The 23,061-nt window shown below is 39.3% G+C and carries 22 protein-coding genes and 1 pseudogene; 2 read left to right on the top strand and 21 right to left on the bottom strand.

Going from position 1 to position 23,061, the window contains the following annotated elements; translation table 11 throughout:
- Nucleotides 1-35: 35 nt before the first annotated feature.
- The 12 genes from C0T34_RS03965 to trmJ all read right to left on the bottom strand — a co-directional run bounded on the left by C0T34_RS03965 (nt 36) and on the right by trmJ (nt 13,888).
- Nucleotides 36-5,129, bottom strand: coding sequence for an alpha-2-macroglobulin (locus tag C0T34_RS03965; RefSeq protein WP_109849727.1), 5,094 nt, complete (start codon nt 5,127-5,129; stop codon nt 36-38).
- A gap of 288 nt (nt 5,130-5,417) precedes the next feature.
- The gene (locus C0T34_RS03970) at nt 5,418-5,843 is read right to left on the bottom strand and encodes an enhanced serine sensitivity protein SseB C-terminal domain-containing protein (protein WP_098942299.1); all 426 of its coding nucleotides are present in this window, start codon (nt 5,841-5,843) and stop codon (nt 5,418-5,420) included.
- 27 nt (nt 5,844-5,870) lie between these two features.
- Nucleotides 5,871-7,166, bottom strand: a complete 1,296-nt coding sequence (gene pepB / locus C0T34_RS03975; protein WP_098942298.1) for an aminopeptidase PepB — start codon at nt 7,164-7,166, stop codon at nt 5,871-5,873.
- Nucleotides 7,167-7,446: 280 nt separating this feature from the next.
- On the bottom strand, nt 7,447-7,641 hold the full coding sequence (iscX, locus tag C0T34_RS03980; RefSeq protein WP_006533441.1) for a Fe-S cluster assembly protein IscX: 195 nt from the start codon (nt 7,639-7,641) through the stop codon (nt 7,447-7,449).
- A gap of 15 nt (nt 7,642-7,656) precedes the next feature.
- Nucleotides 7,657-7,992, bottom strand: a complete 336-nt coding sequence (fdx, locus tag C0T34_RS03985; protein WP_006533442.1) for an ISC system 2Fe-2S type ferredoxin — start codon at nt 7,990-7,992, stop codon at nt 7,657-7,659.
- A 2-nt stretch (nt 7,993-7,994) separates the two neighbouring features.
- Nucleotides 7,995-9,845, bottom strand: coding sequence for a Fe-S protein assembly chaperone HscA (hscA, locus tag C0T34_RS03990; protein ID WP_109849728.1), 1,851 nt, complete (start codon nt 9,843-9,845; stop codon nt 7,995-7,997).
- An 11-nt stretch (nt 9,846-9,856) separates the two neighbouring features.
- On the bottom strand, nt 9,857-10,378 hold the full coding sequence (gene hscB / locus C0T34_RS03995; RefSeq protein ID WP_098942296.1) for a co-chaperone HscB: 522 nt from the start codon (nt 10,376-10,378) through the stop codon (nt 9,857-9,859).
- Nucleotides 10,379-10,426: 48 nt separating this feature from the next.
- Nucleotides 10,427-10,750: an iron-sulfur cluster assembly protein IscA gene (gene iscA, locus C0T34_RS04000; protein WP_006533446.1), complete on the bottom strand. Its 324-nt coding sequence runs from the start codon at nt 10,748-10,750 to the stop codon at nt 10,427-10,429.
- A gap of 89 nt (nt 10,751-10,839) precedes the next feature.
- A complete protein-coding gene (gene iscU, locus C0T34_RS04005) occupies nt 10,840-11,226 on the bottom strand; it encodes a Fe-S cluster assembly scaffold IscU (protein WP_023581622.1) in 387 nt (128 codons plus the stop codon).
- A 24-nt stretch (nt 11,227-11,250) separates the two neighbouring features.
- Nucleotides 11,251-12,465 carry an IscS subfamily cysteine desulfurase gene (locus C0T34_RS04010; protein WP_098942295.1) on the bottom strand — a complete coding sequence of 405 codons (1,215 nt, stop codon included), beginning with the start codon at nt 12,463-12,465 and terminating at the stop codon, nt 11,251-11,253.
- Nucleotides 12,466-12,533: 68 nt separating this feature from the next.
- Nucleotides 12,534-13,028: a Fe-S cluster assembly transcriptional regulator IscR gene (gene iscR, locus C0T34_RS04015; RefSeq protein WP_006533450.1), complete on the bottom strand. Its 495-nt coding sequence runs from the start codon at nt 13,026-13,028 to the stop codon at nt 12,534-12,536.
- Nucleotides 13,029-13,159: 131 nt separating this feature from the next.
- Nucleotides 13,160-13,888, bottom strand: a complete 729-nt coding sequence (gene trmJ, locus C0T34_RS04020) for a tRNA (cytosine(32)/uridine(32)-2'-O)-methyltransferase TrmJ (RefSeq protein ID WP_088495051.1) — start codon at nt 13,886-13,888, stop codon at nt 13,160-13,162.
- Nucleotides 13,889-14,012: 124 nt separating this feature from the next.
- Here trmJ and suhB point away from each other — a divergent pair, with 124 nt between their 5' ends.
- On the top strand, nt 14,013-14,816 hold the full coding sequence (gene suhB, locus C0T34_RS04025; protein WP_023581619.1) for an inositol-1-monophosphatase: 804 nt from the start codon (nt 14,013-14,015) through the stop codon (nt 14,814-14,816).
- 64 nt (nt 14,817-14,880) lie between these two features.
- On the opposite strand, the gene C0T34_RS18290 is transcribed toward suhB, so the two are convergent.
- From C0T34_RS18290 to glyA, 6 genes and pseudogenes are all read right to left on the bottom strand, one after another.
- Nucleotides 14,881-15,180: a CerR family C-terminal domain-containing protein gene (locus C0T34_RS18290; RefSeq protein WP_231039400.1), complete on the bottom strand. Its 300-nt coding sequence runs from the start codon at nt 15,178-15,180 to the stop codon at nt 14,881-14,883.
- An 89-nt stretch (nt 15,181-15,269) separates the two neighbouring features.
- Complete coding sequence (locus C0T34_RS18295; RefSeq protein WP_226892278.1) at nt 15,270-15,551, bottom strand: TetR family transcriptional regulator; 282 nt, start codon at nt 15,549-15,551, stop codon at nt 15,270-15,272.
- Between the two features lie 26 nt (nt 15,552-15,577).
- A pseudogene (locus C0T34_RS04035) lies at nt 15,578-15,835 on the bottom strand (aminopeptidase P family protein); the annotation flags it as partial.
- Nucleotides 15,810-15,959, bottom strand: coding sequence for a hypothetical protein (locus C0T34_RS18100; RefSeq protein ID WP_162556812.1), 150 nt, complete (start codon nt 15,957-15,959; stop codon nt 15,810-15,812). The pseudogene C0T34_RS04035 and the gene C0T34_RS18100, both read right to left, overlap by 26 nt.
- A 31-nt stretch (nt 15,960-15,990) precedes the next feature.
- Entirely contained in the window at nt 15,991-17,145 is a 1,155-nt protein-coding gene (locus C0T34_RS04040; RefSeq protein WP_192940863.1) for a 3-phenylpropionate MFS transporter, read from the bottom strand.
- Between the two features lie 92 nt (nt 17,146-17,237).
- Nucleotides 17,238-18,491 carry a serine hydroxymethyltransferase gene (gene glyA / locus C0T34_RS04045; protein ID WP_088495048.1) on the bottom strand — a complete coding sequence of 418 codons (1,254 nt, stop codon included), beginning with the start codon at nt 18,489-18,491 and terminating at the stop codon, nt 17,238-17,240.
- A 366-nt stretch (nt 18,492-18,857) separates the two neighbouring features.
- On the opposite strand from glyA, the gene hmpA reads away from it, so the two are divergent.
- Nucleotides 18,858-20,057 (top strand): NO-inducible flavohemoprotein, encoded by a 1,200-nt coding sequence (gene hmpA / locus C0T34_RS04050; protein ID WP_098942293.1) that lies wholly within the window; start codon nt 18,858-18,860, stop codon nt 20,055-20,057.
- A gap of 90 nt (nt 20,058-20,147) precedes the next feature.
- Here hmpA and C0T34_RS04055 read toward each other — a convergent pair whose 3' ends face one another.
- The 3 genes from C0T34_RS04055 to C0T34_RS04065 form a co-directional block, all read right to left on the bottom strand.
- Nucleotides 20,148-20,786, bottom strand: coding sequence for a hypothetical protein (locus C0T34_RS04055; protein ID WP_098942292.1), 639 nt, complete (start codon nt 20,784-20,786; stop codon nt 20,148-20,150).
- A gap of 283 nt (nt 20,787-21,069) precedes the next feature.
- Nucleotides 21,070-21,408 carry a nitrogen regulatory protein P-II gene (glnB, locus tag C0T34_RS04060; RefSeq protein ID WP_023581614.1) on the bottom strand — a complete coding sequence of 113 codons (339 nt, stop codon included), beginning with the start codon at nt 21,406-21,408 and terminating at the stop codon, nt 21,070-21,072.
- A gap of 15 nt (nt 21,409-21,423) precedes the next feature.
- Nucleotides 21,424-23,040, bottom strand: coding sequence for an NAD+ synthase (locus C0T34_RS04065; protein WP_098942291.1), 1,617 nt, complete (start codon nt 23,038-23,040; stop codon nt 21,424-21,426).
- Between the last annotated feature and the right edge of the window lie 21 nt (nt 23,041-23,061).

Below are 23,061 nucleotides of genomic sequence, written 5' to 3' on the forward strand. Positions count from 1 at the left end.
GGAAAAAGCCCTTTCCAAAGAAAGGGCTACAAGACTTAAGGAACAACGTCAATCTTGGTTTCTGTTGACCCTATTGCACGCCAATAAGGCACATACATAGATTCAACTTGTGGTGGTGGTACTTGATAGCTACCTGGTGTTACAGCTCTCGCTAAATAGAGCAATGTTGTTGGACGATATTTATCAACAGAGATAGCAGCAACAAATCTATCATCACGATATTCGAGATGTTTGATATTAGCTTGTCCCATATCGTCGATAAATTCCTGCAAGTCTGCCGCACTATCACTTAAGCTTGCACTACTTGATGCTAAGTTTTGGTTTTCGATTTCCAGACCTGCTGGTAATAAATCAACAACTAATGCATCAGGTACGTCTCTATCAGCAGAAACTTCCAGTTTAACCACCAGCATTTCACCACTTTGTAAGCGATTAGGATGAACGCGGTTTCCTTTCAAATCATAATAACTACGATAAACATTTAATACATTACTATAAGGAACAGGAGCAACTTTCGGATAACCCACGATATTCATACGAGAATAAATCGCGGCGCCACCACGGTTATTTAGCTCTAAGCCTTCTTGTAATTGTGCTGATGTTAATGTCTCATTGACTGCTCGATCGCTACTGATTGCAGGGACTTGACGATTAACAGCAACTTCCCAAGGCTGTTCAGCCATATTAATAAAGAAGCGTCCAGCAAGGTATAACGAGTTACTTTCTTGGGTCGAGAACCATTCACGGCTGGTTAAGTTATCAGATAGTGCAATCACACTTGCATCACGAGATTGTGTTTCAAGGTTATTTTCACTTAACAATGCAATAATTAATGCTTGGTCACGAATGGTGCTACCGTAATCACCCAATCCATAATTATATTTGCGTGTTGTTGTCACACCTTCAGCAATCAAGCTTTCAGCGCGGTTGCTATCACCCATTAATTTTAATGCGATACCTAACTGAACTAAAGCTAAGCCACTTCCTGCTTGATTACGCTCAAGATAGAGACGACGTAATTCACCTAAAGGTGCTTTTTGCTGATTTGCTAATACTAACGCAGCATAAGCCCTTGCTGAGAATCGCGCTGCATCTTGGTTAACTGCATATTCATAGTTAACTAAGTTTTTATCTTGTAAATAACGTAATAAACGATCGTTTGCGCGTTTTAATGAATCAGCAGGAACTGAGTAACCTTGTTGTGATGCACGGAATAAGAAGTCGGTTGCATACGCAGTTAACCAATATTCTTCACGTCCACCCTGATCCCACAGAGAGAATCCACCTTCTGATTTTTGCATCGTCAGTAGATGAGTAATACCTTTCTCGATAGCTGCTTTTCTATCAGCATCAGTTTGCGTTTTAATTCCCAACTGTTTCAACTCTTTTTCCGTTGAATACAGTGAAGGATAAAGCCCACTGACTGTTTGTTCTAAGCAACCATAAGGATAAGCAAACAGCTCTCTAACATAACGCGCCACCTGCAATGGAGGACGACTTGTCAGTAATAATTCACCTTCAAGCGTTGAGCTATTAAAGCGACTTAAAATTTCTGATGGTAAACGCCAAGTATCACCATCTTGCAATGTACTTGCATAGTGAATAGTTTCTGCTGGGAATGCAGGGCGAACACCAATATTCCATGTATTGTGGTAAGGTTTAATCTCTTCACCCGGTACTTTAATACCATAAATAGATAGTGAGAATTCACCTTGTCCAAAGCCATGTTTCGCTTTTACTGGAATTTGAATTTGAGTACGTTCACCTTTCGTTAGCGAGACGGTTTTGCTTTCTGCGCCACCTAACCCCACCAAACCTGAAGCGGTATAATTTAAGGTAATAGATTGAGCGTCGTCCGTTAGATTAGTTAAATCTAAAGATAAAAGTGCATTATCACCACCAGCCATAAAGCGAGGTAATGAAAGCTGAGTGACTAACGGTGCTGCAATAACAACTTTACCTTCTTGGCTACCAAATTTATCGGCAGTCCAAGCTTGTGCCATTAAACGAACTTCGCCATTAAACTCAGGAATAGGTAAAGAAACTTCACCCTCACCTTGTGCATTTAATTTTACTGGAGCCGTTTGTTGAGCAATGATTTGCACATCAGTTAATGGTTTTTTACCACCACGAGATAATGCTGCTGCTTCACCACCATCACCACCAAAGCGTAAATTAGCTAAACGTCCTTGCCCTTCAATTAATTGCCCGTAAACATCATATTGGTCGATGCTATAACGTTTACGACCAAAGAAAGCATCGTAAGGATCTGGCGTTTTATACTCTGTGATGTTTAATACACCAGTATCAACCGCAGAAACCAATACATTAATATTTTCAGGTAATGGCTGACCTGCAACTGGATTCGCTTTAATACGGATTTTTAAATCTTGGTTAGGGCGAATTTTTTCCGGTGCATCAAGTGAAATATCAATACGGCGGTTTTTATCCTGCAATGGTAAATGCAAAATACCCACAGCACGTTTTACTGTCGCCTGTTTTGACGTATCTCCCGGTCTTACGACAACAGAAGTCAGATAGAGATCATGTCTTGCCCACTCTTTATTAATAGGCACTTCAACATCAAGCCCTTTTTCTGGTACATCAATTTCTTGCCACCATAAAGGCCCATTACTTGATTCTAGTAACACATAACCTTTACCCGGATGAGGTGCAACGATGTTTAACTTAACTTTTTCACCCGGTAAATAACCTTCTTTATCCAGTTTAAGCTTAACTTGGTCTGGTCTTACCGCACCTGTTCCACCAGTGTTATCCATCCAAGAATAACCTGCCCAGAAACGTAGGCTACTGACTAATTCTGTTTTAGGATCGACAACTTCGATACGATAAGAGCCCCATTCAACAGGAAATGCCACTTTTGCAGTGCCATCTTTTGCAATCTTGATTGTTTGCTCATCCATTTGCAGATCTTTTTCGTTATAGCCAGATTCCCAACCATTCGAACTAGACCAACGCCAGTAATAATCATGACGTTCATAGATAAACTTCACTTTAAGATCATTAGCAGGTAGTTTCTTACCATCTTGGTCTGTATAGACTATTTCAAATTCAGCCATTGAATTTTCATCAACGCTGTAACCTGATTTATATTTGTCCGTACGATAGTCATAGACTTCTTTTTTAGGGAAGATAGGGCGAATACCAGCAAGATGAGTTGCAGGCCAAACAGCTTGTTGATAGCGACGTGTAACAGTGCGTCCGCCAGCTTCAAGTAAGCTTGCTTGTAAAATAATGTTGATAGGTGATTTCAGTTCTTCATAGCGTTCACTATCAACATTCACGCCACCTTCACCATCAGAGTCTAAATTAAGCTCAAACTCATCCAGTAAACGACTGAAGTTTTCATCTTTTACAGCACCAAATTCATAGCCCGGTAATTTACTGACAGCTTCACGAGAGGCTTTTAAGAAAACTTGCCCTTGTAAGCGATTATCGGCAGCTGGCGCGCCATAAAGATAACGACCTTTAATATCAAAATAAGCGTCATGACCGCTTAGTATAATTCCCTTCTTACCCGTGATTTCTAATGCCATACGTTCTGGCATAAAATCTTCGACCTGAAACTCATAGAAACGAGGAGTACCATCGCCTACATCAAAACGTAAGGTACGTGTACCAGTATTTTCATCCGCAGGAATAACTAATTTTAATTGGTAAAGGCCATTCTCTGGTTGCCAAACAAAACTACGAGAAACTTGCCCGTCTGTTTTAAGTAGATCGACTTTAACAGGCTGCTCTTTAATAGGATTACCATCACCATCACGTAGCAATGCATTAACGATTAATGTTTCACCGGGGCGATAGAGATCACGGGGACCAAAAGCAAAAAATTGTTTGCTATAACCTTGTGGCCCACCAATATCAAACTCAGAAAGATCAAGCGCAGGTTTACGCAAATCAATCATACTGGTTTGCCCATCACGAATAGCCATTAATAAACGTGCTTTATCACTCTTCTCAAGTGTGGCATGTCCTTGGCTATCGGTTTGCGCTTTAGAAATCAAACCACCTTTTTCATCTAGCAGACGAATTTCTACTTTATCTAGCGCTGAACCATTTTTAAGTGATTGGGTGAAGATATCTAACGTATCAAGATAACTGTGCATTGACAGCCCGATATCACTAAATGTGAATACCGTTGCTGGCACTGTATATGAGTATTTACCCGCTTGTTGCATAACCGCAATGTAGGCACCTTCTTTTTTCAAGGCATCTATCGATTTTAGCGGTAACAATACGTTTTCACGGGTATTTGTTTCTGTGTTTAATTCGAAACGACCGGTATAAACCAAATCAGCTTGAGATAGAAACTCATCTGATTCCCAATAATTAATATTGGAACGGCTTTCCCATTGCGTTAAGAATTGAGCTAGTTGATCATCTTTAACCCGGAAAAAGTTTACATCAACTTGCCCCACATTTAGCGCAATAATCGGTAGACCTTCAGCTGCTTCAAGTGGCAGTAACGATCCTTTACTAGTGAAACCAACAGATGGGAAAATTTCTTCTGTCGTTAATTTCTGGCTAAAAGGTGTCGTTAATGTACGTTCATTAATACCTTTGATTTTTTCATCAATCGTTAAGTTTAATTCTGTTGATGGAGGTAAATGACGGAAACGCAGTTCCATTAAGTTATCAGATAACTCCCACGCACCTTCTAACTTCCCTTTTTTGGTATCAACAAGATGAATAACATCATCAAACTTTTGGTCAGGATCAAGCGGTACAGAGAAAGTCACAACCATAGTACTCGCACCATCACGTTGTAACTCTGATGCATCTAATACAGTGACTTCTTTACCTGCAAAACGCATTGCTAACTCATCACGGACTTCTTTGCTTTTTAATGCAGTTTCGTTATTCGTTTTTGTTGTAACTGCAGGTTTTTCGCTTGTTTGAGTTGCGGTGCCTGATGTGCTCTGAGCAGTGTCTTTTTGTTCGGTAACTTGTGTATTTTGCGTCTTATCAGCAGATGATGCATTTTCGTCCGCTTTATCATCACAGCCTGTGAGAGCTAATGCTGATGCCAATACAACAGCAAGAGAGCTCCAACGATAACCTCTCTTTTCTGTATATTGTCTAAACTGGTTTTGGTTCATATCCATTTCCTTTAATTCAACCCCTGAATAATGCGATGTTTTATGCAGGTAGAGATAATATATGTATTTCTTCATTCTAATAAGATAAAAAATAACGAGATAAGCTATTTTTTATCGCGTAAAACAAAATAATTTACAACACGAAATCACCTTATTTTTACTTTAAAAACAAAGCTTATCTAAAACAAAGCCTTATATAAAAATGCAAACGACTTGCTAATTTAGTCAATTTTCTATTATAAGGTAAAAAAAAGCGATATCTGATGAGATATCGCCTAAATTTAGAGAGCTGAATTAACTATCCAGATTAACTATCGGGATCCCTTTTCTTAAGAATCCCCCAAGTTTACGTTGATAAAAAGGTGATACATGGTGGATCATAAAATGACTTACACCTTTTTCATCTTTATCCACAAAGCAAAAATCTAGAGATTGCCCTTCTTCTAAATATTCAAAAGCCGATTCAGCCGCTTGTGGGAGTATCTGCGCAATCACCTCTTCTTCACCTGTTATTTCTAAACCAATAAGATAAAATGACTCTTCATTATCTTGCTCCTGAGCATTAACAATAAAGGCACGGCGGATCGGTTTATGCTCACCAAAAAACTCGCTAAGTGCGGTTGTTAATTTTTCAGGTTGTGGCTCTAGAACGCTTAGCTTTAAAGAAGAACCTTCAACAGAAACAATTTCTTGTGTCTCAAATTGTTCAGATACACCCATTACAAACTCCAAATCAAATAACGTTTATTATTTTGCTTTTGCTAATAACAGATTCGCGATAGAACGCACACCGTAACCCGTAGCGCCTGCTGCCCATTGCTCTACAGAAGATTTTCTGTACGTTGCTGAACAATCGATATGTACCCAACCTTTTTTGTAGTTAGTTACAAAGTGCGATAAGAATGCAGCAGCTGTACTTGCACCCGCAGTATGAGAAGGTGCGGCGATATTGTTTAAATCAGCGAAGCTAGAAGGTAATTGGCTACGATGGAAATCCGCTAATGGTAGACGCCAGAACAATTCATTTTCTTGTTCAGCACTAGTCAGTAGCTCTGCTGCTAATTTATCATCAAAACTCAATACAGAGTGGTAATCATTACCTACCGCAACTTTAGCGGCGCCTGTTAATGTTGCGGCATCGATAATCAATTCTGGTGCAATATTGCTTGCATCAATTAAACCATCCGCTAAAACTAAACGACCTTCAGCATCAGTATTCATGATTTCAACTGATTTACCATTACGGTAACGGATAATATCACCTAATTTAAAGGCATTACCGCTAACCATGTTATCTGCGATACACAGCAGTAGTTTCACACGTTTATTTAAACCACGAGTAATCGCTAATGCTAAAGCACCTGCTAACGTTGCTGCACCACCCATATCCGCTTTCATTGAATTCATGGATGATGAAGGTTTGATGCTATAACCACCTGAGTCAAAAGTAATACCTTTACCGACTAAGCAAGCAAATACAGGAGCATTACTATCTTTGGTTGGGTTGAAATCTAACGCTAAATAAACAGGATCACGAGAAGATCCTCGTCCTACTGTATAGATACCTGCATAGTTTTGATCGCGTAGATCAGCACCTTTGGTGATCTTATAGCTAATGTCTTCTTTATCAAGACCACAGAAAAGATCAACCGTGCGTTGTGCCAGTTGCTCTGGGCCTAATTCTTCAGCAGGTGTATTGATGGTATCTCTAACCCAATCAACGATGCGAATACGTGATTCTAGTTCGTGTTTATCTGCATCCTTTAATTGTGGCCATTCGATTGAACGAGCGCCTTTAGGTGCTCTGAAACCTAACCAGAAAGCCCAACTACGTTCTAAATCCCAGCCGTCGCCAACAAGTGCAACATTACGAATGCCTTGACCATCAACTTTACGTCCACCACGCTGAATAGCGCCTAAACGGTTTTCTTCCGTTAAGTGGATTGTCATGCCGATTTCGCTAGTGCTAATTAGTGCTTTTTCACCCCAACATGCAGCAGCAGGTTCATTTGACAGCATGATAGGCATAATTTGTTTATTCATTTATTGTCTCACTTATTATTACTGGTGGCAGTTAACCTATTCAGACTACCAGATATTTAGCGTTTAGCGTGATCAATTTACTGCAAAAACCAAGAGGTCACCATTATCATCCAGTGATCTTCCGTATTTACATGATATTCTTCGAAGAGGATCGCATAACAAAATATCTCTACTACCAACTTTATGGTTATTTTTAAATCACTGACAAGGTAAAATGTAAAAGGTCATAATGCAAAAAGACCGGCAATAAGCCAGTCTTTTAAATTTACGATGTCGTCAATTATTCAAATTCATCAAGCCAAACAAGTAAAATAGCCTCAAGAATTTTTTCATTGGATTTCTGTGGATCATCATCAAAATCTTCTAAATCACAAATCCACTGATGCATATCAGTAAAGCGTACCGTTTTAGGATCAGTGTCAGGGTAAAGATCAAATAACGCCTCCCCTATTTCACGCGTGTCACTCCATTTCATGCTCGACTCCTAAAATTAATGCTCTCTTGCGTGGTTAATCGAATATTTAGGGATCTCAACAACTAAATCTTCGTCAGTCACTTTTGCTTGGCAACTTAAGCGACTTTCTGGCTCTAAACCCCATGCTTTATCTAACATGTCGTCTTCAAGCTCAGAGCTCTCTTCGAGTGAATCAAAACCTTCACGCACTACACAGTGACAAGTTGTACATGCACAAGACATTTCACAAGCATGTTCAATCTCGATACCGTTGCGTAATGCGACATCTAGAATAGACTCACCTTCTGTTGCGTCAACAACAGCACCTTCAGGGCACAGTGTGCTATGGGGTAAAAATACAATTTTAGGCATAGTTATATCTCATCCACAGAATGACCTGCCAACGCTTGTCGAATAGATGAATCCATACGACGCGCTGCAAAATCCTGAGTTTGCTTATCCAGTAGTTTAATCGCGTTTTCAATAGCAACAGGATCTGTTCCTTCAACGCTCTCTATTAAGGTATCTACAACTTTGTCGATAGCCGTTTTCTCATCTTCATTTAACAGATGAGCATCTTCTTCTAATGCTGCGGTTAAACTTTCTAACACACGAGCTGCTTCGACTTTTTGCTCGGCTAAACGACGAGCTTGTAAATCTTCTTGGGCATTTTCCATCGAAGATTGGATCATCTTAGCGATTTCAGTATCACTAAGACCATAAGAAGGCTTGACCTGTACTGAGGCTTCAACACCCGTTGATTTTTCCATCGCACTAACACTGAGTAAGCCATCAGCATCAACTTGGAATGTGACACGAATATGTGCGCCACCCGCAGCCATTGGCGGAATTCCACGCAGTGTAAAACGAGCAAGAGAACGGCAATCGCTCACCATTTCACGCTCACCTTGAACAACGTGAACACTCATTGCAGTTTGACCATCTTTGAATGTCGTAAACTCCTGTGCTCTAGCAACAGGAATAGTGGTATTGCGAGGGATCACTTTCTCAACTAATCCGCCCATTGTTTCAAGGCCAAGAGAAAGAGGAATAACATCCAGCAATAGCATTTCGCTATCCGGTTTATTACCCACCAAAATATCAGCTTGGATTGAAGCACCAATGGCAACCACTTTATCTGGATCGATAGAGGTTAAAGGTTCACGTTTGAAATAATCACCAACCATTTGACGAACCAATGGTACACGTGTTGAACCACCAACCATAACCACTTCTAAAACTTCATCTATTTCGACATCTGCGTCTTTTAATGCGCGACGAACAGATAATAGTGTACGCTTCACTAATGATTGAATTAATGATTCAAACTCAGCACGAGTGATCTCACCTTTCCATCCATTAATATTAATATCTGCAACATCGTTATCACTCAGTGCAATTTTAGTTTCTGATGCAACATCCAGTAATTGACGTTGTAATACAGCGTCTTTCTGATGTCCAAAACCGGCACGTTCTCTTATCCAATCTGCCAGCATCATATCAAAATCATCGCCACCTAACGCAGTATCACCGCCAGTCGCTAAAACTTCAAAAACACCTTTAGTTAAACGAAGAACGGAGATATCAAAAGTACCACCACCTAAGTCATAAACAACGATGGTGCCTTCTTTTCCTGAATCTAGGCCATAGGCAATAGCGGCTGCTGTAGGTTCGTTTAATAAACGTAAAACATGCAAACCAGCACGGCGAGCGGCTTCTTTTGTGCCTTGACGTTGAGCATCATCGAAATAAGCAGGTACAGTGACAACTACACCATCAAGTTCTCCACCTAATGATTGCGTTGCACGTTCAGCCAATGTTTTTAAGATGTCAGAAGAAACTTGAATAGGATCAACAATACCTGCCACTGTTTTGATCAGCGGTAACCCATTGTCATTTTCATGAAAATGATAAGGAAGATTCGGGTAACGGCTTGTCACATCACTCAGTGAGCGACCCACCATTCTTTTAATTGAGCTTATCGTGTTAGCAGGATCTTTTTCTGCTTCTTTTTTAGCATTCCAGCCAACGTTGATATTATCAACTTGATACTGCACGACAGATGGCAATAAATAGCGACCTTCGCTGTCAGAAAGCGCTTCGGCTTGCCCACTACGTACAGTGGCAACTAATGAGTGTGTCGTACCTAAATCAATACCCGCTGCTAGCCGGCGCTGATGCGGTGCAGGCGTTTGACCTGGTTCACTAATTTGTAATAATGACATAACTATTTCCCTTAAAAACCATCAAACAAGCGTTCTTCAAGTTGTTCTACTTGCTCTTTTAATTTCGCGAGAAAACGCAATTTTCTCACATTATCTGCAGCAACATCCCAAGTTTGATCCTCTAGCGTTTTGACCATTTCATCATGGCGTACTGTGTACATTTTTTCTAAACGCGCAGAAAAGTCGGTTAACAAACTTTCGGCTTCAGCACTGTGTTCGATGTTATCCAGCTCTTCACGTAATGTGAGTTGCTCCATTAAAAAAGCAGTATCGTGCATCGTTTGTTGCTCATTAGCAATATCGATACCGTGTAATGAGAGCATGTATTCAGCTCTTGAGAGTGGGTTTTTTAAGGTCTGATAAGCCTGATTGATGGTTGAAGCAAGCGAAATTGCTTGAGCCTGTTCTTTTTCAGACTGACCTGCAAAACGATCTGGGTGATATTGACGCTGCATATCTTGATAACGTGTAGCAAGTTGCTGTTTATCAATATCAAAACGATTAGGCATGCCTAATAGTGTGAAATAGTCCATACATCTACTCTTGGATTAATTAACGTTAATACTGTGTTTTAACACAAATTACACAGTGAAGCTTTCACCACAACCACACTCATTCGATACATTTGGGTTGTTAAATTTAAAGCCTTCGTTTAATCCTTCTTTGACAAAATCAAGCTCTGTTCCATCTAAATAGACCATGCTTTTACCATCAACGATAACTTTCACACCTTTGTCTTCAAAAACAGTATCTTCGTCATTGATGACATCAGCAAACTCAAGAACATAAGCCATTCCAGAACAACCGGATGTTCTTACGCCTAAACGTAAACCTTCACCTTTTCCACGGTTAGATAGGAAAGAGCGAACACGATTAGCGGCGGATTCTGTAAGGGAAATTGACATGGCACACCTCACTCATAAAGAACGAAAGCGGATACTGAAAAAAAGTTTCAGCATCCGCCAATATTTTATTTTTTTATTATAAAAGACAATTACTTGCCTTGGCGTTTGCTTTTATAGTCTGCAATCGCTGCTTTTATTGCATCTTCTGCAAGAATTGAACAGTGAATTTTCACTGGTGGTAATTCTAATTCTTCTGCAATTGCTGTGTTCTTAATAGATTCGGCTTCATCTAATGTTTTGCCTTTCATCCATTCTGTTACCAGTGAACTTGATGCAATTGCTGAACCACAACCATAAGTTTTAAAACGCGCATCTTCAATTACGCCATTATCGTCAACTTTGATTTGCAGTTTCATAACGTCACCACAAGCAGGGGCGCCAACCATACCACTCCCTACAGTAGGGTCATTATTATCAAATGATCCCACATTACGAGGGTTTTCATAATGATCAATTACTTTATCGCTATAAGCCATGATTTAACTCCTGAAAACGTCTGATTAATGGTGAGACCATTCGATACTGTTGATATCAACACCTTGTTTATGCATATCCCAAAGTGGAGAAAGATCACGTAAGCGACCAATTGCACTGTGAATTTGTTCAATTGCATAATCTATTTCTTCTTCTGTGGTGAAACGACCCAGAGAGAAGCGAATAGAACTGTGTGCAAGTTCATCAGTTAAACCTAACGCACGCAGTACATAAGAAGGTTCTAAACTTGCTGAAGTACAGGCTGAGCCTGAAGAAACAGCAAGATCTTTCAGTGCCATCATTAATGATTCACCCTCAACATAGTTGAAGCTCACATTAAGAATGTTTGGCGCAGTGTGTTCTAAAGAACCATTGATATAAACTTCTTCGATATCTTTAATGCCATTCCATAAACGTAAACGTAATTCGTTTAAGCGTTTAGTTTCATCAGCCATTTCTTCTTTCAAAATACGGTAAGCTTCGCCCATACCCACAATTTGATGAACGGCTAATGTACCTGAACGCATACCACGCTCATGTCCGCCACCATGCATTTGTGCTTCTAAACGAATACGTGGTTTACGACGAACATAAAGTGCACCGATACCCATAGGGCCGTAAACTTTATGCGCAGAAAGAGAAAGTAAATCAACTTTTAACTTAGAAAGATCAATCGGTAATTTACCAACGCTTTGTGTTGCATCTACGTGGTAAATAATACCTTTGCTACGACATAATTCACCAATAGCAGCAATATCTTGTACAACACCAATTTCGTTATTTACATGCATGATAGAAACTAAAATAGTGTCTTCACGCATCGCATCTTCAAGCTCTTTCAGGTCAATCAGACCATCACTTTTTGGTGCTAAATACGTGACTTCAAAACCTTCACGCTCAAGTTGACGACAAGTGTCTAAAATGGCTTTATGTTCGGTTTTAGAAGTGATGATGTGCTTACCTTTTTTCTGGTAAAAGTTAGCAACACCTTTTAGTGCGAGGTTATCAGCTTCAGTTGCGCCTGATGTGAATACGATTTCACGAGGATCTGCACCGATTAAATCAGCGATCTGATTACGTGCAATATCAATAGCTTCTTCTGCTTGCCAACCAAAACGGTGTGAACGAGAGGCTGGGTTACCAAAAATGCCATCAATAGTCAGGCATTGCATCATTTTTTCAGCAACTCGTGGATCAACAGGAGTGGTTGCTGAATAATCTAGATAAATGGGTAATTTCATTGCTCACTAACTCCAAAGACGACGGATCTTCTTTAATAATTTTGTTTTTGCCTACCTAGAGATCGCCGTTAAACTCGCATATTAACAATGGTTTCTTGTAAACGACCATTAATAGCATGGCGTTTTTCATTGTCTTGACGATCGGCGACATCCATAACCTCTTCGTTATTTACTAACTCTTCAAGGCTGATACTGCTTAGGAAACTGGTTATACGATCACTTAAATCACGCCACAAAGTATGAGTCAGGCAACGATCGCCACCTTGACAACCTTCTTTGTTACCCTGACAACGAGTAGCATCGACAGATTCATCAACCGCAGAAATAACTTGAGCAACAAAAATTTGCCCTGCATCACGGCCTAATAAATAACCGCCACCAGGACCACGAACACTTGCGACTAATTCATTTTTGCGCAAACGTGAGAAAAGCTGCTCAAGATAAGAAAGGGAAATCCCTTGACGCTCTGAAATATCAGCGAGGGGGACAGGGCCTTGCTGTGAATGCAATGCAACATCAAGCATTGCAGTAACTGCGTAACGCCCTTTTGATGTCAGTCTCATAACAAATACTCCGTGGTGAACAATAATCAAATTGTGTCATTCCCGAGTAATTTAGTCAACTATTTATCCGAGTGTTTTAGTCAAGTATTATACTCAGCCAAAAGTTGACTTAAGTTAATCAACTTTGCCCTCTATTTCTTAGCCCATTTCTCAACTGACGTTAGGATACCACGTAAGATATGAAGCTCTTGTGTTTCTGGACGTGCACGCGTAAATAGACGGCGTAAACGGCTCATCACTTGTCCCGGATGTTTAGGACGAATAAAACCAGATTCATTAAGCACCTGCTCTAAGTGAACGTAAAAACGTTCTATATCGTCTGCTGGTGGATAATCAATCTCTGATGGGCTATTTTCCTCTTGTTTTTCTTCTTGGGCAAGTGCTGCCATACGAATTTCATAACTAACAAGCTGAACAGCCATCGCTAAATTTAAAGAACCATATTCTGGATTAGTCGGAACATATAGATGAAAATCACATTTTTGTAATTCTTCATTGGTTAAACCTGTACGTTCACGGCCAAAAATAACAGCAACAGGCTTATTTTTAGCTTCCATAACACAACGCTCACCACATTCACGAGGTGCAAGCATTGGCCAAGAAAGTGTACGGCTACGGGCACTTGTTCCTATGACTAAACCACAGCCTTCAATCGCTTCATCGATACTATTAACAATATGTGCATTGCCAATAACATCACTTGCACCTGCTGATAGGGCAATAGAATGTGAATCTGGTTTTTCTTTTGGATTAACAAAATAAAGATTGGTTAATCCCATGGTTTTCATAGCACGAGCTGTAGAGCCCATATTGCCTGTATGCGAGGTTTCTACAAGGATGATGCGAATATTTTCTAACATTGATTTCTTGTTAATTGCTTTGTGATCCATCTATTTTATCACAATTGTAGCCAGAAACACGAATGCCTGTTATACTCTCGCACGTTTTTTATCCCCGTTCTTTAACATCTTGTGGAAGATAACCATGCATCCGATGCTGAATATTGCCATACGTGCCGCACGTAAGGCTGGTAATTTAATCGCCAAAAATTACGAAAATCCTGAATCTGTAGAAACTAATCAGAAAGGTACCAATGATTTTGTCACTAACGTTGACCGTGACGCAGAACAAGCAATCATTGAAATCATCCGTAAATCTTATCCAAAACACACCATTATTACGGAAGAAAGTGGCGAGTTACTCGGTGAAGATCACGACATACAATGGGTTATTGATCCACTTGATGGCACGACTAACTTCATTAAACGTCTTCCACACTTCTCTGTTTCTATTGCTGTACGCATTAAAGGCCGTACTGAAGTGGCTGTTGTTTACGACCCTATGCGTAACGAATTATTCTCAGCCGTTCGTGGTCAAGGCGCACAATTAAATGGTTATCGTCTACGTGGCTCTAACGCTCGCGATTTAGACGGTGCTGTTCTTGCGACTGGTTTCCCATTCAAAAGCAAACAACATTCAGCCGCTTACATGAATATGTTAGGCAAACTGTTTGTACCTTGTGCTGATTTCCGTCGCACAGGTTCAGCAGCATTAGATTTAGCTTATGTTGCTGCAGGCCGTGTTGATGGTTTCTTTGAGATTGGCTTAAAACCTTGGGATTTCTTAGGTGGCGAATTAATCGCTCGTGAAGCCGGTGCTATCGTTTCTGACTTTACTGGTAATCATGGCTACCTACAAACAGGTAATATTGTGGCAGGTAACCCGCGCGTTGTCAGAGCATTATTAGCTGAAATTCGTAGTGAATTAACAGACGCATTAAAACGTTAATTTCGTTGATACGAATAAAAAATATAAGAGAAAAAGACCATAATATTATGGTCTTTTTTATTGCCTACTGATTTATCGTTAATAGTGCATTTACTGATAATTGGCTAATTTCTTGAGCTATTTTATCTAATAATTGCGATGTCATTTCTTGTTTATCAATACGTAATAAAAATGCTTTTCTCGCGATCACAAACCCAAGTATTTGCCCAATAACTGCATGAGCACGAATAGTAGTAGTTAATGTATCACTCTTTTTATCGATTAATTCGATGAGATGAGATAGCCGTAAATGAAAAGGCTCAATTAAGTTATGATAAATCAACTCATAATTTTCAGTCGGTTCCAATTGCTCACGTAAAATCAACTGACTGTAATAATGACGTTCAGGTGCTAATAAAGCACGCGTTAATCCCGTGACTAATAAAGGGATCAGAGAAGCAAGTAATTCACGATCTAACTTATTTCTTTTAATAAAAACTGAAGCTTATTATCAAATTGGTCAAAATGAATTTCTGACGCTAATTCTGTCGCAATATATTGAATAACGGCGGTATAAACGCCTAGTTTTCCACCAAAATGATAAGGAATTGCTGATTGATTAACACCAGCATCCTGCGCAAGTTGTCTCGTTCTCAACCCACTAATTCCGTGTAGTGCAAAAAGCTTAATACCTTCTTGTACTAACTTTTCTTGAGTCTGTTCTGTACTTATTGCGGTTTTACTGGTGTTTTTCATTATTTATTAACTATTTATTATTAGGCTTATAAATCAGCCCGCATTAATTGTGTTGAGTTTGAATTTAACTCAATCCCTTTACTTTTACCAACTACAACCGTACCACCTAAGTTACATAAGTGATGACCAAAGCCACAGTTAGGCTCAAACGCAAACGTCATACCTTCTTGTAACACAAGCTCTCGACCCGGATTTGGTAATCGTTCAATTTGTTTATAACGACTCGCCAATGGTAATGATTCGATACCCGGAGCAGTATCAAAGCCAATAGGTCCATAATTGAGCAATATTACGCCCTGTTTTTCCTACAACAAGATTGTCTTCATCAATCCACTGCAAATCACCACGTAGTTTTGCCTGCATATGATCGGCGATCATCATTAAAAGATCTGCAATATCAAAGGACATTACAGATCTTAATTTTTATGAAATAGAGGAATTAGGTATTTTGAGGTTGTACTCTTGGTCTAATAAACATTGCAGGGATCGTTAATGCAGCCATTAACCAGAAGATCAGCGATTCTTGATTAGGAAGTTTTTCATACAGCCAACCAGAGACAATAGTCATGATCGCAATACTTCCGCCCATCGCTAAAGCCGAATACACCGCTTGTAGACGAATAATTTCGTGCTCTTGACGTGCGCTAATGAAGCGCATTGCCGCTAAATGGCACACCGTAAACGTACCACTATGTAAGATTTGAACAACAATAAGCGCGGGTAATGCGGTAAAACTCCCCATTAATCCCCAACGTAGAAGCCCAGCAAAAGCAGAAAGTAAGAGTAGATTTCTTGCGCTCCAACGACGGAATAAACGATGGCTCAACATAAAAACAACCACCTCTGAAACCACACCTAATGACCAAAGATAGCCGATTGTTGCGGTGTCATACCCTGCTTTTTCCCAATAAAGTGCACTAAAACCATAATAAGCGGCGTGCGCACCTTGCAGTAAAGAGACACACAACAGAAAACGCCAAACTGGCCCATCTGAAATGAGTTTCATAAAGGATACATTGCTGTGTTCTGCTTTTTTTACTTTACCCTGTGGCATAACTTTAGGACGGAGCATAGATGTTAGGAATAGTGCAAAAGTACTAGCAATCAATCCATAAAGAATAATGGGATGCCCAAAAACATCAATTAAAACACCTAGCAATGATGAGCTAATAATAAAAGCAATTGAGCCCCAAACGCGGATTTTCCCATAGTCAAAAGGAAACTGTTTTTGCCACGTTCCAGCTAGAGAATCCCCTAAAGGTACCATCGGTGAAAAGAAAACGTTAAATCCTGTCATCACAAAGAATAACCATGCCCAATGGCTACCCATCATAAATGCAACAGTAAAAAGTAATGAGAGAAAAGCAAACAATCTCAATGCAGTGATAAGTTTTGACGGATCCTTTACCGCAGGCGTTAAAATTAGGCTACCAACAAAACGTGCGGTTAAACCTACACCTAATAACAGACCTATCATTGCAGGATCGACGCCCTCTCCTTTTAGCCATATGGACCAAAAGGGTAAAAAGATGCCGTATGAAAAGAAATAGGTAAAATAATCTAAGGCAAGCCACAATGTTGATGGAATAACCATCCAATCCCCCATTTTTAAGATGCAAAAAAACCCGCCAAGAACAAGTTCTCGAAGCGGGCTTGTACAACGGGTTTTATTATATCGTTACAAACTTATGCGTAAACTGGAAATTTAGCGCAGATATCCAAGACTTTTTGTTTCACTTTCTCAATGTTCGCTTCATCATTGATATTATCAAGGACATCACACATCCAACCGGCTAATTCACGAGCTTCCGCTTCTTTAAAACCACGACGTGTAATTGCTGGAGAACCGATACGAACACCAGAAGTTACAAATGGGCTACGTGGATCATTTGGTACGCTGTTTTTGTTAACAGTGATATTTGCACGACCCAGTGCAGCATCTGCATCTTTACCTGTAATATCTTTATCAACTAAATCTAATAAAAACAGGTGGTTTTCAGTTCCGCCAGACACTACTTTATAACCGCGATCTAAGAAAACTTCTACCATTGCTTTCGAGTTTTTAGCAACTTGTTGCTGATAAACTTTAAATTCTGGCTCCATAGCTTCTTTTAATGCGACCGCTTTACCTGCAATAACATGCATTAAAGGGCCACCTTGAGAGCCTGGGAATACAGCAGAGTTCAGTTTTTTATAAAACTCTTCATCGCCACCTTTAGCAAGGATAAGACCACCGCGTGGACCTGCTAAGGTTTTATGGGTTGTTGTTGTAACAACATGTGCATGAGGAACAGGGTTAGGATAAACACCTGCTGCAACCATACCTGCAACGTGTGCCATATCAACAAATAAGAATGCACCAATGCTGTCTGCGATTTCGCGCATTTTAGCCCAGTCAACCAGACCAGAATAAGCAGAGAATCCGCCAATGATCATTTTTGGTTGATGTTTTTTAGCTTGAATAGCGATATCTTCGTAATCAATTTTACCTGATTCATCAATACCATAAGGTACGATGTTATACAGTTTACCAGAGAAGTTAACTGGTGAACCATGAGTTAAGTGACCGCCTTGTGCTAGGTTCATACCTAAAACAGTATCACCTGGTTTTAATAATGCCATATAGACAGCGGCATTCGCTTGAGAGCCTGAGTGAGGCTGTACGTTAGCGTAATCTGCACCAAATAATGCTTTAGCACGATCGATAGCCAGTTGCTCTACAACATCCACATACTCACAACCACCGTAGTAACGTTTACCCGGATAGCCTTCAGCATATTTATTTGTCAGCTGAGATCCCTGCGCCTGCATAACACGAGGGCTGGTATAGTTTTCAGAAGCAATAAGTTCGATGTGCTCTTCTTGACGAGTCACTTCACCTTCCATTGCATTCCATAATTCTGGATCGTAATCAGCAATATTCATTTCACGTTTTAACATTCACATCTCCTGACTCAGCTAACTTCACTAAAGACAAACTCCCATGCGGGAGAAAGAATGGCATACAGTGTAAACTCTTTTTCTTCATTGAGATAGCCCCTAATGAAAAAATACGCAATCGATTGCTATCCAACTATAACAGCACATTATTACTTTTTAACAACCTCATTTTATCCTGTACTTATTCCCCTTTTTGAGGCACATCTCGCCTTATTTTGCAAACACCCCGCATCATTCTCTAAGAATTGAGATTTTTTGTTAAAAAATAAAAACAGAGATTTACAAAATAATCAAAAAGAGATAAGTTGCATATAAAATACAATTTATAAAAATTCACAATAAACTGAAAATTTTTCAGGAGCAATTATGTTAGATGCACAAACTATCGCGACAATTAAATCGACAATCCCTCTCATTGCTAAAACAGGCCCTGCATTAACTGCCCACTTTTATGACAGAATGTTCTCTCGCCATCCAGAATTAAAAGATATTTTCACCATGAGCCATCAAAGCAGTGGTGCACAACGCGAAGCCTTATTTAATGCGATATGCGCTTATGCGACGAACATTGAAAACTTAGCCATCATATTGCCTGCCGTGGAGAAAATTGCGCAAAAACATGTCAGTTTAAATATTCTTCCTGAGCACTATCCCATCGTCGGTGAAAATTTATTAGCAACAATTGATGAGATGTTTAATCCTGGGCAAGAAGTATTAGATGCTTGGGGTGCCGCTTATCAAGTATTGGCAGATGTCTTTATCAATCGTGAAGAACAAATTTATCAGCAAAAAGAACAAACAAACGGGGGCTGGAGAGGATTACGGAACTTTAAAGTTAAACATAAAATAAAACAAAGCGATGTCATTACTAGTTTTGAATTAGAGCCTGAAGATGGACTTGCTGTTACTCCTTATCAAGCGGGCCAATATTTAAGCCTTTATATCCGTAATGAGCGCCTTGAAAATCAAGAAATACGTCAATATTCATTAACTCAATCCTCAAATAATAAAACCTATCGCATTGCAGTAAAACGCGAAGAGAAAGGTATTTTATCGAATTTTCTTCATGACCATATTCAAGAAGGTGATACTTTACAAGTTGCCGCACCAGGGGGCGATTTCTATTTAGATATATCACCAACAACACCAGTAACCTTAATTTCAGCAGGTGTGGGTTTAACACCAATGTTGTCTATGTTGCACACGCTTTCAGCTCATCAAGCTAATATTAATTGGTTACATGCGGCTGAGCATGGTGGTGTCCATGCATTTAAAGATGAAGTTAATCAAGTTGGCAATCAACTTTCACACTATCAACAAGCGATATGGTATCGCACGCCACGCACTGAAGATGTACAAAATAAAGATTATCAATTCGAAGGCTTAATGACATTAAAACAAGTTGAAGATTGGCTAACTATTCCCGATATGCATTTCTATTTTTGTGGTCCATTACCTTTTATGCAATCTGTTGCTAAACAACTTATTGAACTAGGTATTAATAGTGAAAAACTTCATTATGAATGTTTTGGTCCTCATACTGTTATTACACAAGACTTACAATAAAAATACCTTCATTAACGTTCAATTTTAAATTGAATAAAAAAAGCGCTGGTTATATTTATCAGCGCTTTTCTTGGTTATTTCACTGCCTTTTTATGGTCGATATTTATTTTCAATCGCAGCAGGAATAACATGATCTTTAGCAGAAAAACCGTACCAAATAACACTAATTAAACAGAGCGTATAACCAAATAATTCACTGCCCTCTTCCACCATATTTTTAACGGCCCGGTTATAATCTTCACCCAATAATTTATACCAAAGTATTCCCATGCCAAATAGACGAGAGAACAGTAAAATACATAACAGGCCAGCAACTAATATCCCATGGCTAGGATGAGTAATAAAGTGGATTAAGCCTTTCAACGTTCTCTTGCCTTCTCTAATTGCGATAGCAATACAAATAAATGTTACCGTTAGAGCAAACCAAACCCAAGAGCCGTGTGCAATCTGATCAAAAACACCATCTAACTCACGAATTAAAATACACAAGAAAAAGCCCATAATAAGTGTGAACGCTCCCCGTTGTTCACTGTTTTGACATGCTTTAATAAAAAAGAATAAGCAAATAATGGCGACGATGATTTCTTGGCCTAATTCAGTTACTGACGTTTCAGAAATACCATTATCAAGAACCAAAATATCAAGAAAAATAAATCCCGTAGTGATGACGATTAACACTGCTGCACATAAAAATAAAGCGAAACGCTTTAATAAATAATTAAACACTATTTTGCCCGTACCTTAATAATTTTTTAATATGATGATAATAACTTTCCTTAAAAGTTATTGAATAACATTTTGTGCCTTAAAGTTCATAAAAAATAGTAAAATAAATTGTTCAGCATCTTCAATAGACTTGTATAAGATATAAATAGCATTATAGGCAAAACATTAAAAAATAAATTATGCGCAAGAAAAAGAAAAAGCCCGATATTTTGATTAAAAATATCGGGCTTTAATAAAAATGAATAATATAAATATTTAGCTTAAGTTTAATTAATATATAGCTTAACTAAATAGCCTCTTCATCTTGTTCGCCAGTGCGAATACGAATAACACGACTCACATCGAAGACAAAAATCTTACCATCACCAATTTTACCTGTTTGTGCCGTTGTCATAATTGTATCTACACAAGTTTCAACAATTTCATCAGAGACAACAATTTCAATCTTCACTTTAGGTAAAAAGTCGACCATGTATTCAGCACCGCGGTAAAGCTCAGTATGCCCTTTTTGGCGACCAAAGCCTTTCACTTCTGTTACAGTCATTCCCGTGATACCCACTTCGCCGAGTGCTTCTCTTACATCATCTAATTTAAACGGCTTAATTATCGCTTCAATTTTTTTCATCGTATTATCCTGCTATTACCAGTTGTGGCGACCAAAACCGCTTGTAATTGGGTATCTGCGATCTTTACCAAAATTACGACTTGTAATACGTGGCCCAACAGGGGCTTGACGTCGCTTGTATTCATTAATATCGACTAATTTTATCACTTTACGGACTGTCGCTTCATCAAATCCAGCCGCAACTAAATCAGATACTGATTTATCTTGCTCAACATAACCCTCAAGGATCGCATCCAAAATATCATAAGGAGGCAAATTATCTTGGTCTGTTTGTCCCGGTGCAAGTTCTGCTGATGGCGGTCTATCAATAACACGCTGAGGAATAGCAGGCGAAAGCGTATTACGATATTTAGAAAGCTCAAAAACCAATGTTTTAGGCACATCTTTTAGTACATCAAAACCACCAGCCATATCACCATACAATGTGGAATAACCCACAGCTGATTCACTTTTATTGCTTGTAGTTAACACTAAACGGCGACGTTTATTTGACATTGCCATTAAAATAACAGCGCGACAACGTGCTTGTAGATTTTCTTCTGTAGTATCTGCGGCAGTACCTTTAAATATAGGTGCAAGCTGCGCCATAAAAGCATCAAACATGGGTTCAATAGAAACCGTATCAAACTCAACACCTAATAAATCGGCTTGTTCTTTAGCGTCATGAATACTCATTTCTGATGTATAACGAAATGGCATCATAACAGCCTGAACACTCTCTTTGCCTAAGGCATCAGCTGCGATAGCAACGGTTAATCCAGAGTCAATACCACCAGATAACCCTAGAATTGCCCCTTTAAAACCGTTCTTAGTGACGTAATCACGCGTTGCAAGCACTAATGCTTGATAAACTTGCGCTAAAGGTGAAAGTTCCGGAGCAGGATCTGCCATTGGAATAATGTTTAATTCGTCGAATTCAACAATAGCAGTCTGTTCATCAAATGCAGCTAAACGATGTGTAATAGTACCCCGTTCATCAAATACTTTTGAACAACCATCAAATACCAACTCATCCTGACCACCAATTTGGTTAAGATAAATCACTGGAAGGTGTGTTCTTTGGCAATGTTCCTTAATTAGCTGTGTACGAACATGCGGTTTTTCACGATTATAAGGTGAAGCATTAATAGATAGAACGAGATCGGCACCCGCTTGTTTTAATGCATCAATAGGTTCATTGATCCAGATATCTTCACAAATTAACAAACCTAGGTGATAACCTTTAAACGGTACCACACAACGCTCATTTCCTTGTTGGAAATAACGCTTCTCATCAAACACACCATAATTAGGTAATTGCTGTTTGAAATAACGCGCTTGTAATTCACCTTTATAGAAAAATGAAAGTGCGTTATAAATTTTGCCGTTTTGCCACCAAGGATGTCCAACAACAATCGCTATTTTTTTGCTTGCTTGTTCTAAACGCGTAAGTTGTGTTTCACAACGCTGTTGGAAATCAGGACGAAATAGCAGATCTTCAGGAGAGTAACCGCATAAAGCTAACTCAGAAAATATGACCAGATCGGCCTCTTCTTGTGCTTTAACGGTAGATAACATGCGTTCGCAGTTACCTTCAATATCACCAACAACCCAATTAAGTTGAGCCATGGCGAGTTTTAGTTTACGACTCATAAAAATTAGTCTCTCCGCTAT

This window comes from Proteus sp. CA142267 (assembly GCF_003336825.1).
Lineage (GTDB): Bacteria > Pseudomonadota > Gammaproteobacteria > Enterobacterales > Enterobacteriaceae > Proteus > Proteus terrae.

Bases quoted from the DNA above. Each gene is read 5' to 3' on its own strand.
- suhB (WP_023581619.1), top strand. From the start codon at position 14,013: ATGCATCCGATGCTGAATATTGCCATACGTGCCGCACGTAAGGCTGGT.
- C0T34_RS03970 (WP_098942299.1), bottom strand. From the start codon at position 5,843: ATGGGTGTATCTGAACAATTTGAGACACAAGAAATTGTTTCTGTTGAA.
- hmpA (WP_098942293.1), top strand. From the start codon at position 18,858: ATGTTAGATGCACAAACTATCGCGACAATTAAATCGACAATCCCTCTC.
- C0T34_RS04065 (WP_098942291.1), bottom strand. From the start codon at position 23,040: ATGAGTCGTAAACTAAAACTCGCCATGGCTCAACTTAATTGGGTTGTT.
- trmJ (WP_088495051.1), bottom strand. From the start codon at position 13,888: ATGTTAGAAAATATTCGCATCATCCTTGTAGAAACCTCGCATACAGGC.
- C0T34_RS04010 (WP_098942295.1), bottom strand. From the start codon at position 12,465: ATGAAATTACCCATTTATCTAGATTATTCAGCAACCACTCCTGTTGAT.
- hscA (WP_109849728.1), bottom strand. From the start codon at position 9,845: ATGTCATTATTACAAATTAGTGAACCAGGTCAAACGCCTGCACCGCAT.
- C0T34_RS04040 (WP_192940863.1), bottom strand. From the start codon at position 17,145: ATGGTTATTCCATCAACATTGTGGCTTGCCTTAGATTATTTTACCTAT.
- pepB (WP_098942298.1), bottom strand. From the start codon at position 7,166: ATGAATAAACAAATTATGCCTATCATGCTGTCAAATGAACCTGCTGCT.
- glyA (WP_088495048.1), bottom strand. From the start codon at position 18,491: ATGTTAAAACGTGAAATGAATATTGCTGATTACGATCCAGAATTATGG.
- fdx (WP_006533442.1), bottom strand. From the start codon at position 7,992: ATGCCTAAAATTGTATTTTTACCCCATAGCACACTGTGCCCTGAAGGT.
- iscX (WP_006533441.1), bottom strand. From the start codon at position 7,641: ATGAAATGGAGTGACACGCGTGAAATAGGGGAGGCGTTATTTGATCTT.
- hscB (WP_098942296.1), bottom strand. From the start codon at position 10,378: ATGGACTATTTCACACTATTAGGCATGCCTAATCGTTTTGATATTGAT.
- C0T34_RS03965 (WP_109849727.1), bottom strand. From the start codon at position 5,129: ATGGATATGAACCAAAACCAGTTTAGACAATATACAGAAAAGAGAGGT.
- iscU (WP_023581622.1), bottom strand. From the start codon at position 11,226: ATGGCTTATAGCGATAAAGTAATTGATCATTATGAAAACCCTCGTAAT.
- glnB (WP_023581614.1), bottom strand. From the start codon at position 21,408: ATGAAAAAAATTGAAGCGATAATTAAGCCGTTTAAATTAGATGATGTA.
- iscR (WP_006533450.1), bottom strand. From the start codon at position 13,028: ATGAGACTGACATCAAAAGGGCGTTACGCAGTTACTGCAATGCTTGAT.
- C0T34_RS18295 (WP_226892278.1), bottom strand. From the start codon at position 15,551: ATGAAAAACACCAGTAAAACCGCAATAAGTACAGAACAGACTCAAGAA.
- C0T34_RS18100 (WP_162556812.1), bottom strand. From the start codon at position 15,959: ATGTCCTTTGATATTGCAGATCTTTTAATGATGATCGCCGATCATATG.
- iscA (WP_006533446.1), bottom strand. From the start codon at position 10,750: ATGTCAATTTCCCTTACAGAATCCGCCGCTAATCGTGTTCGCTCTTTC.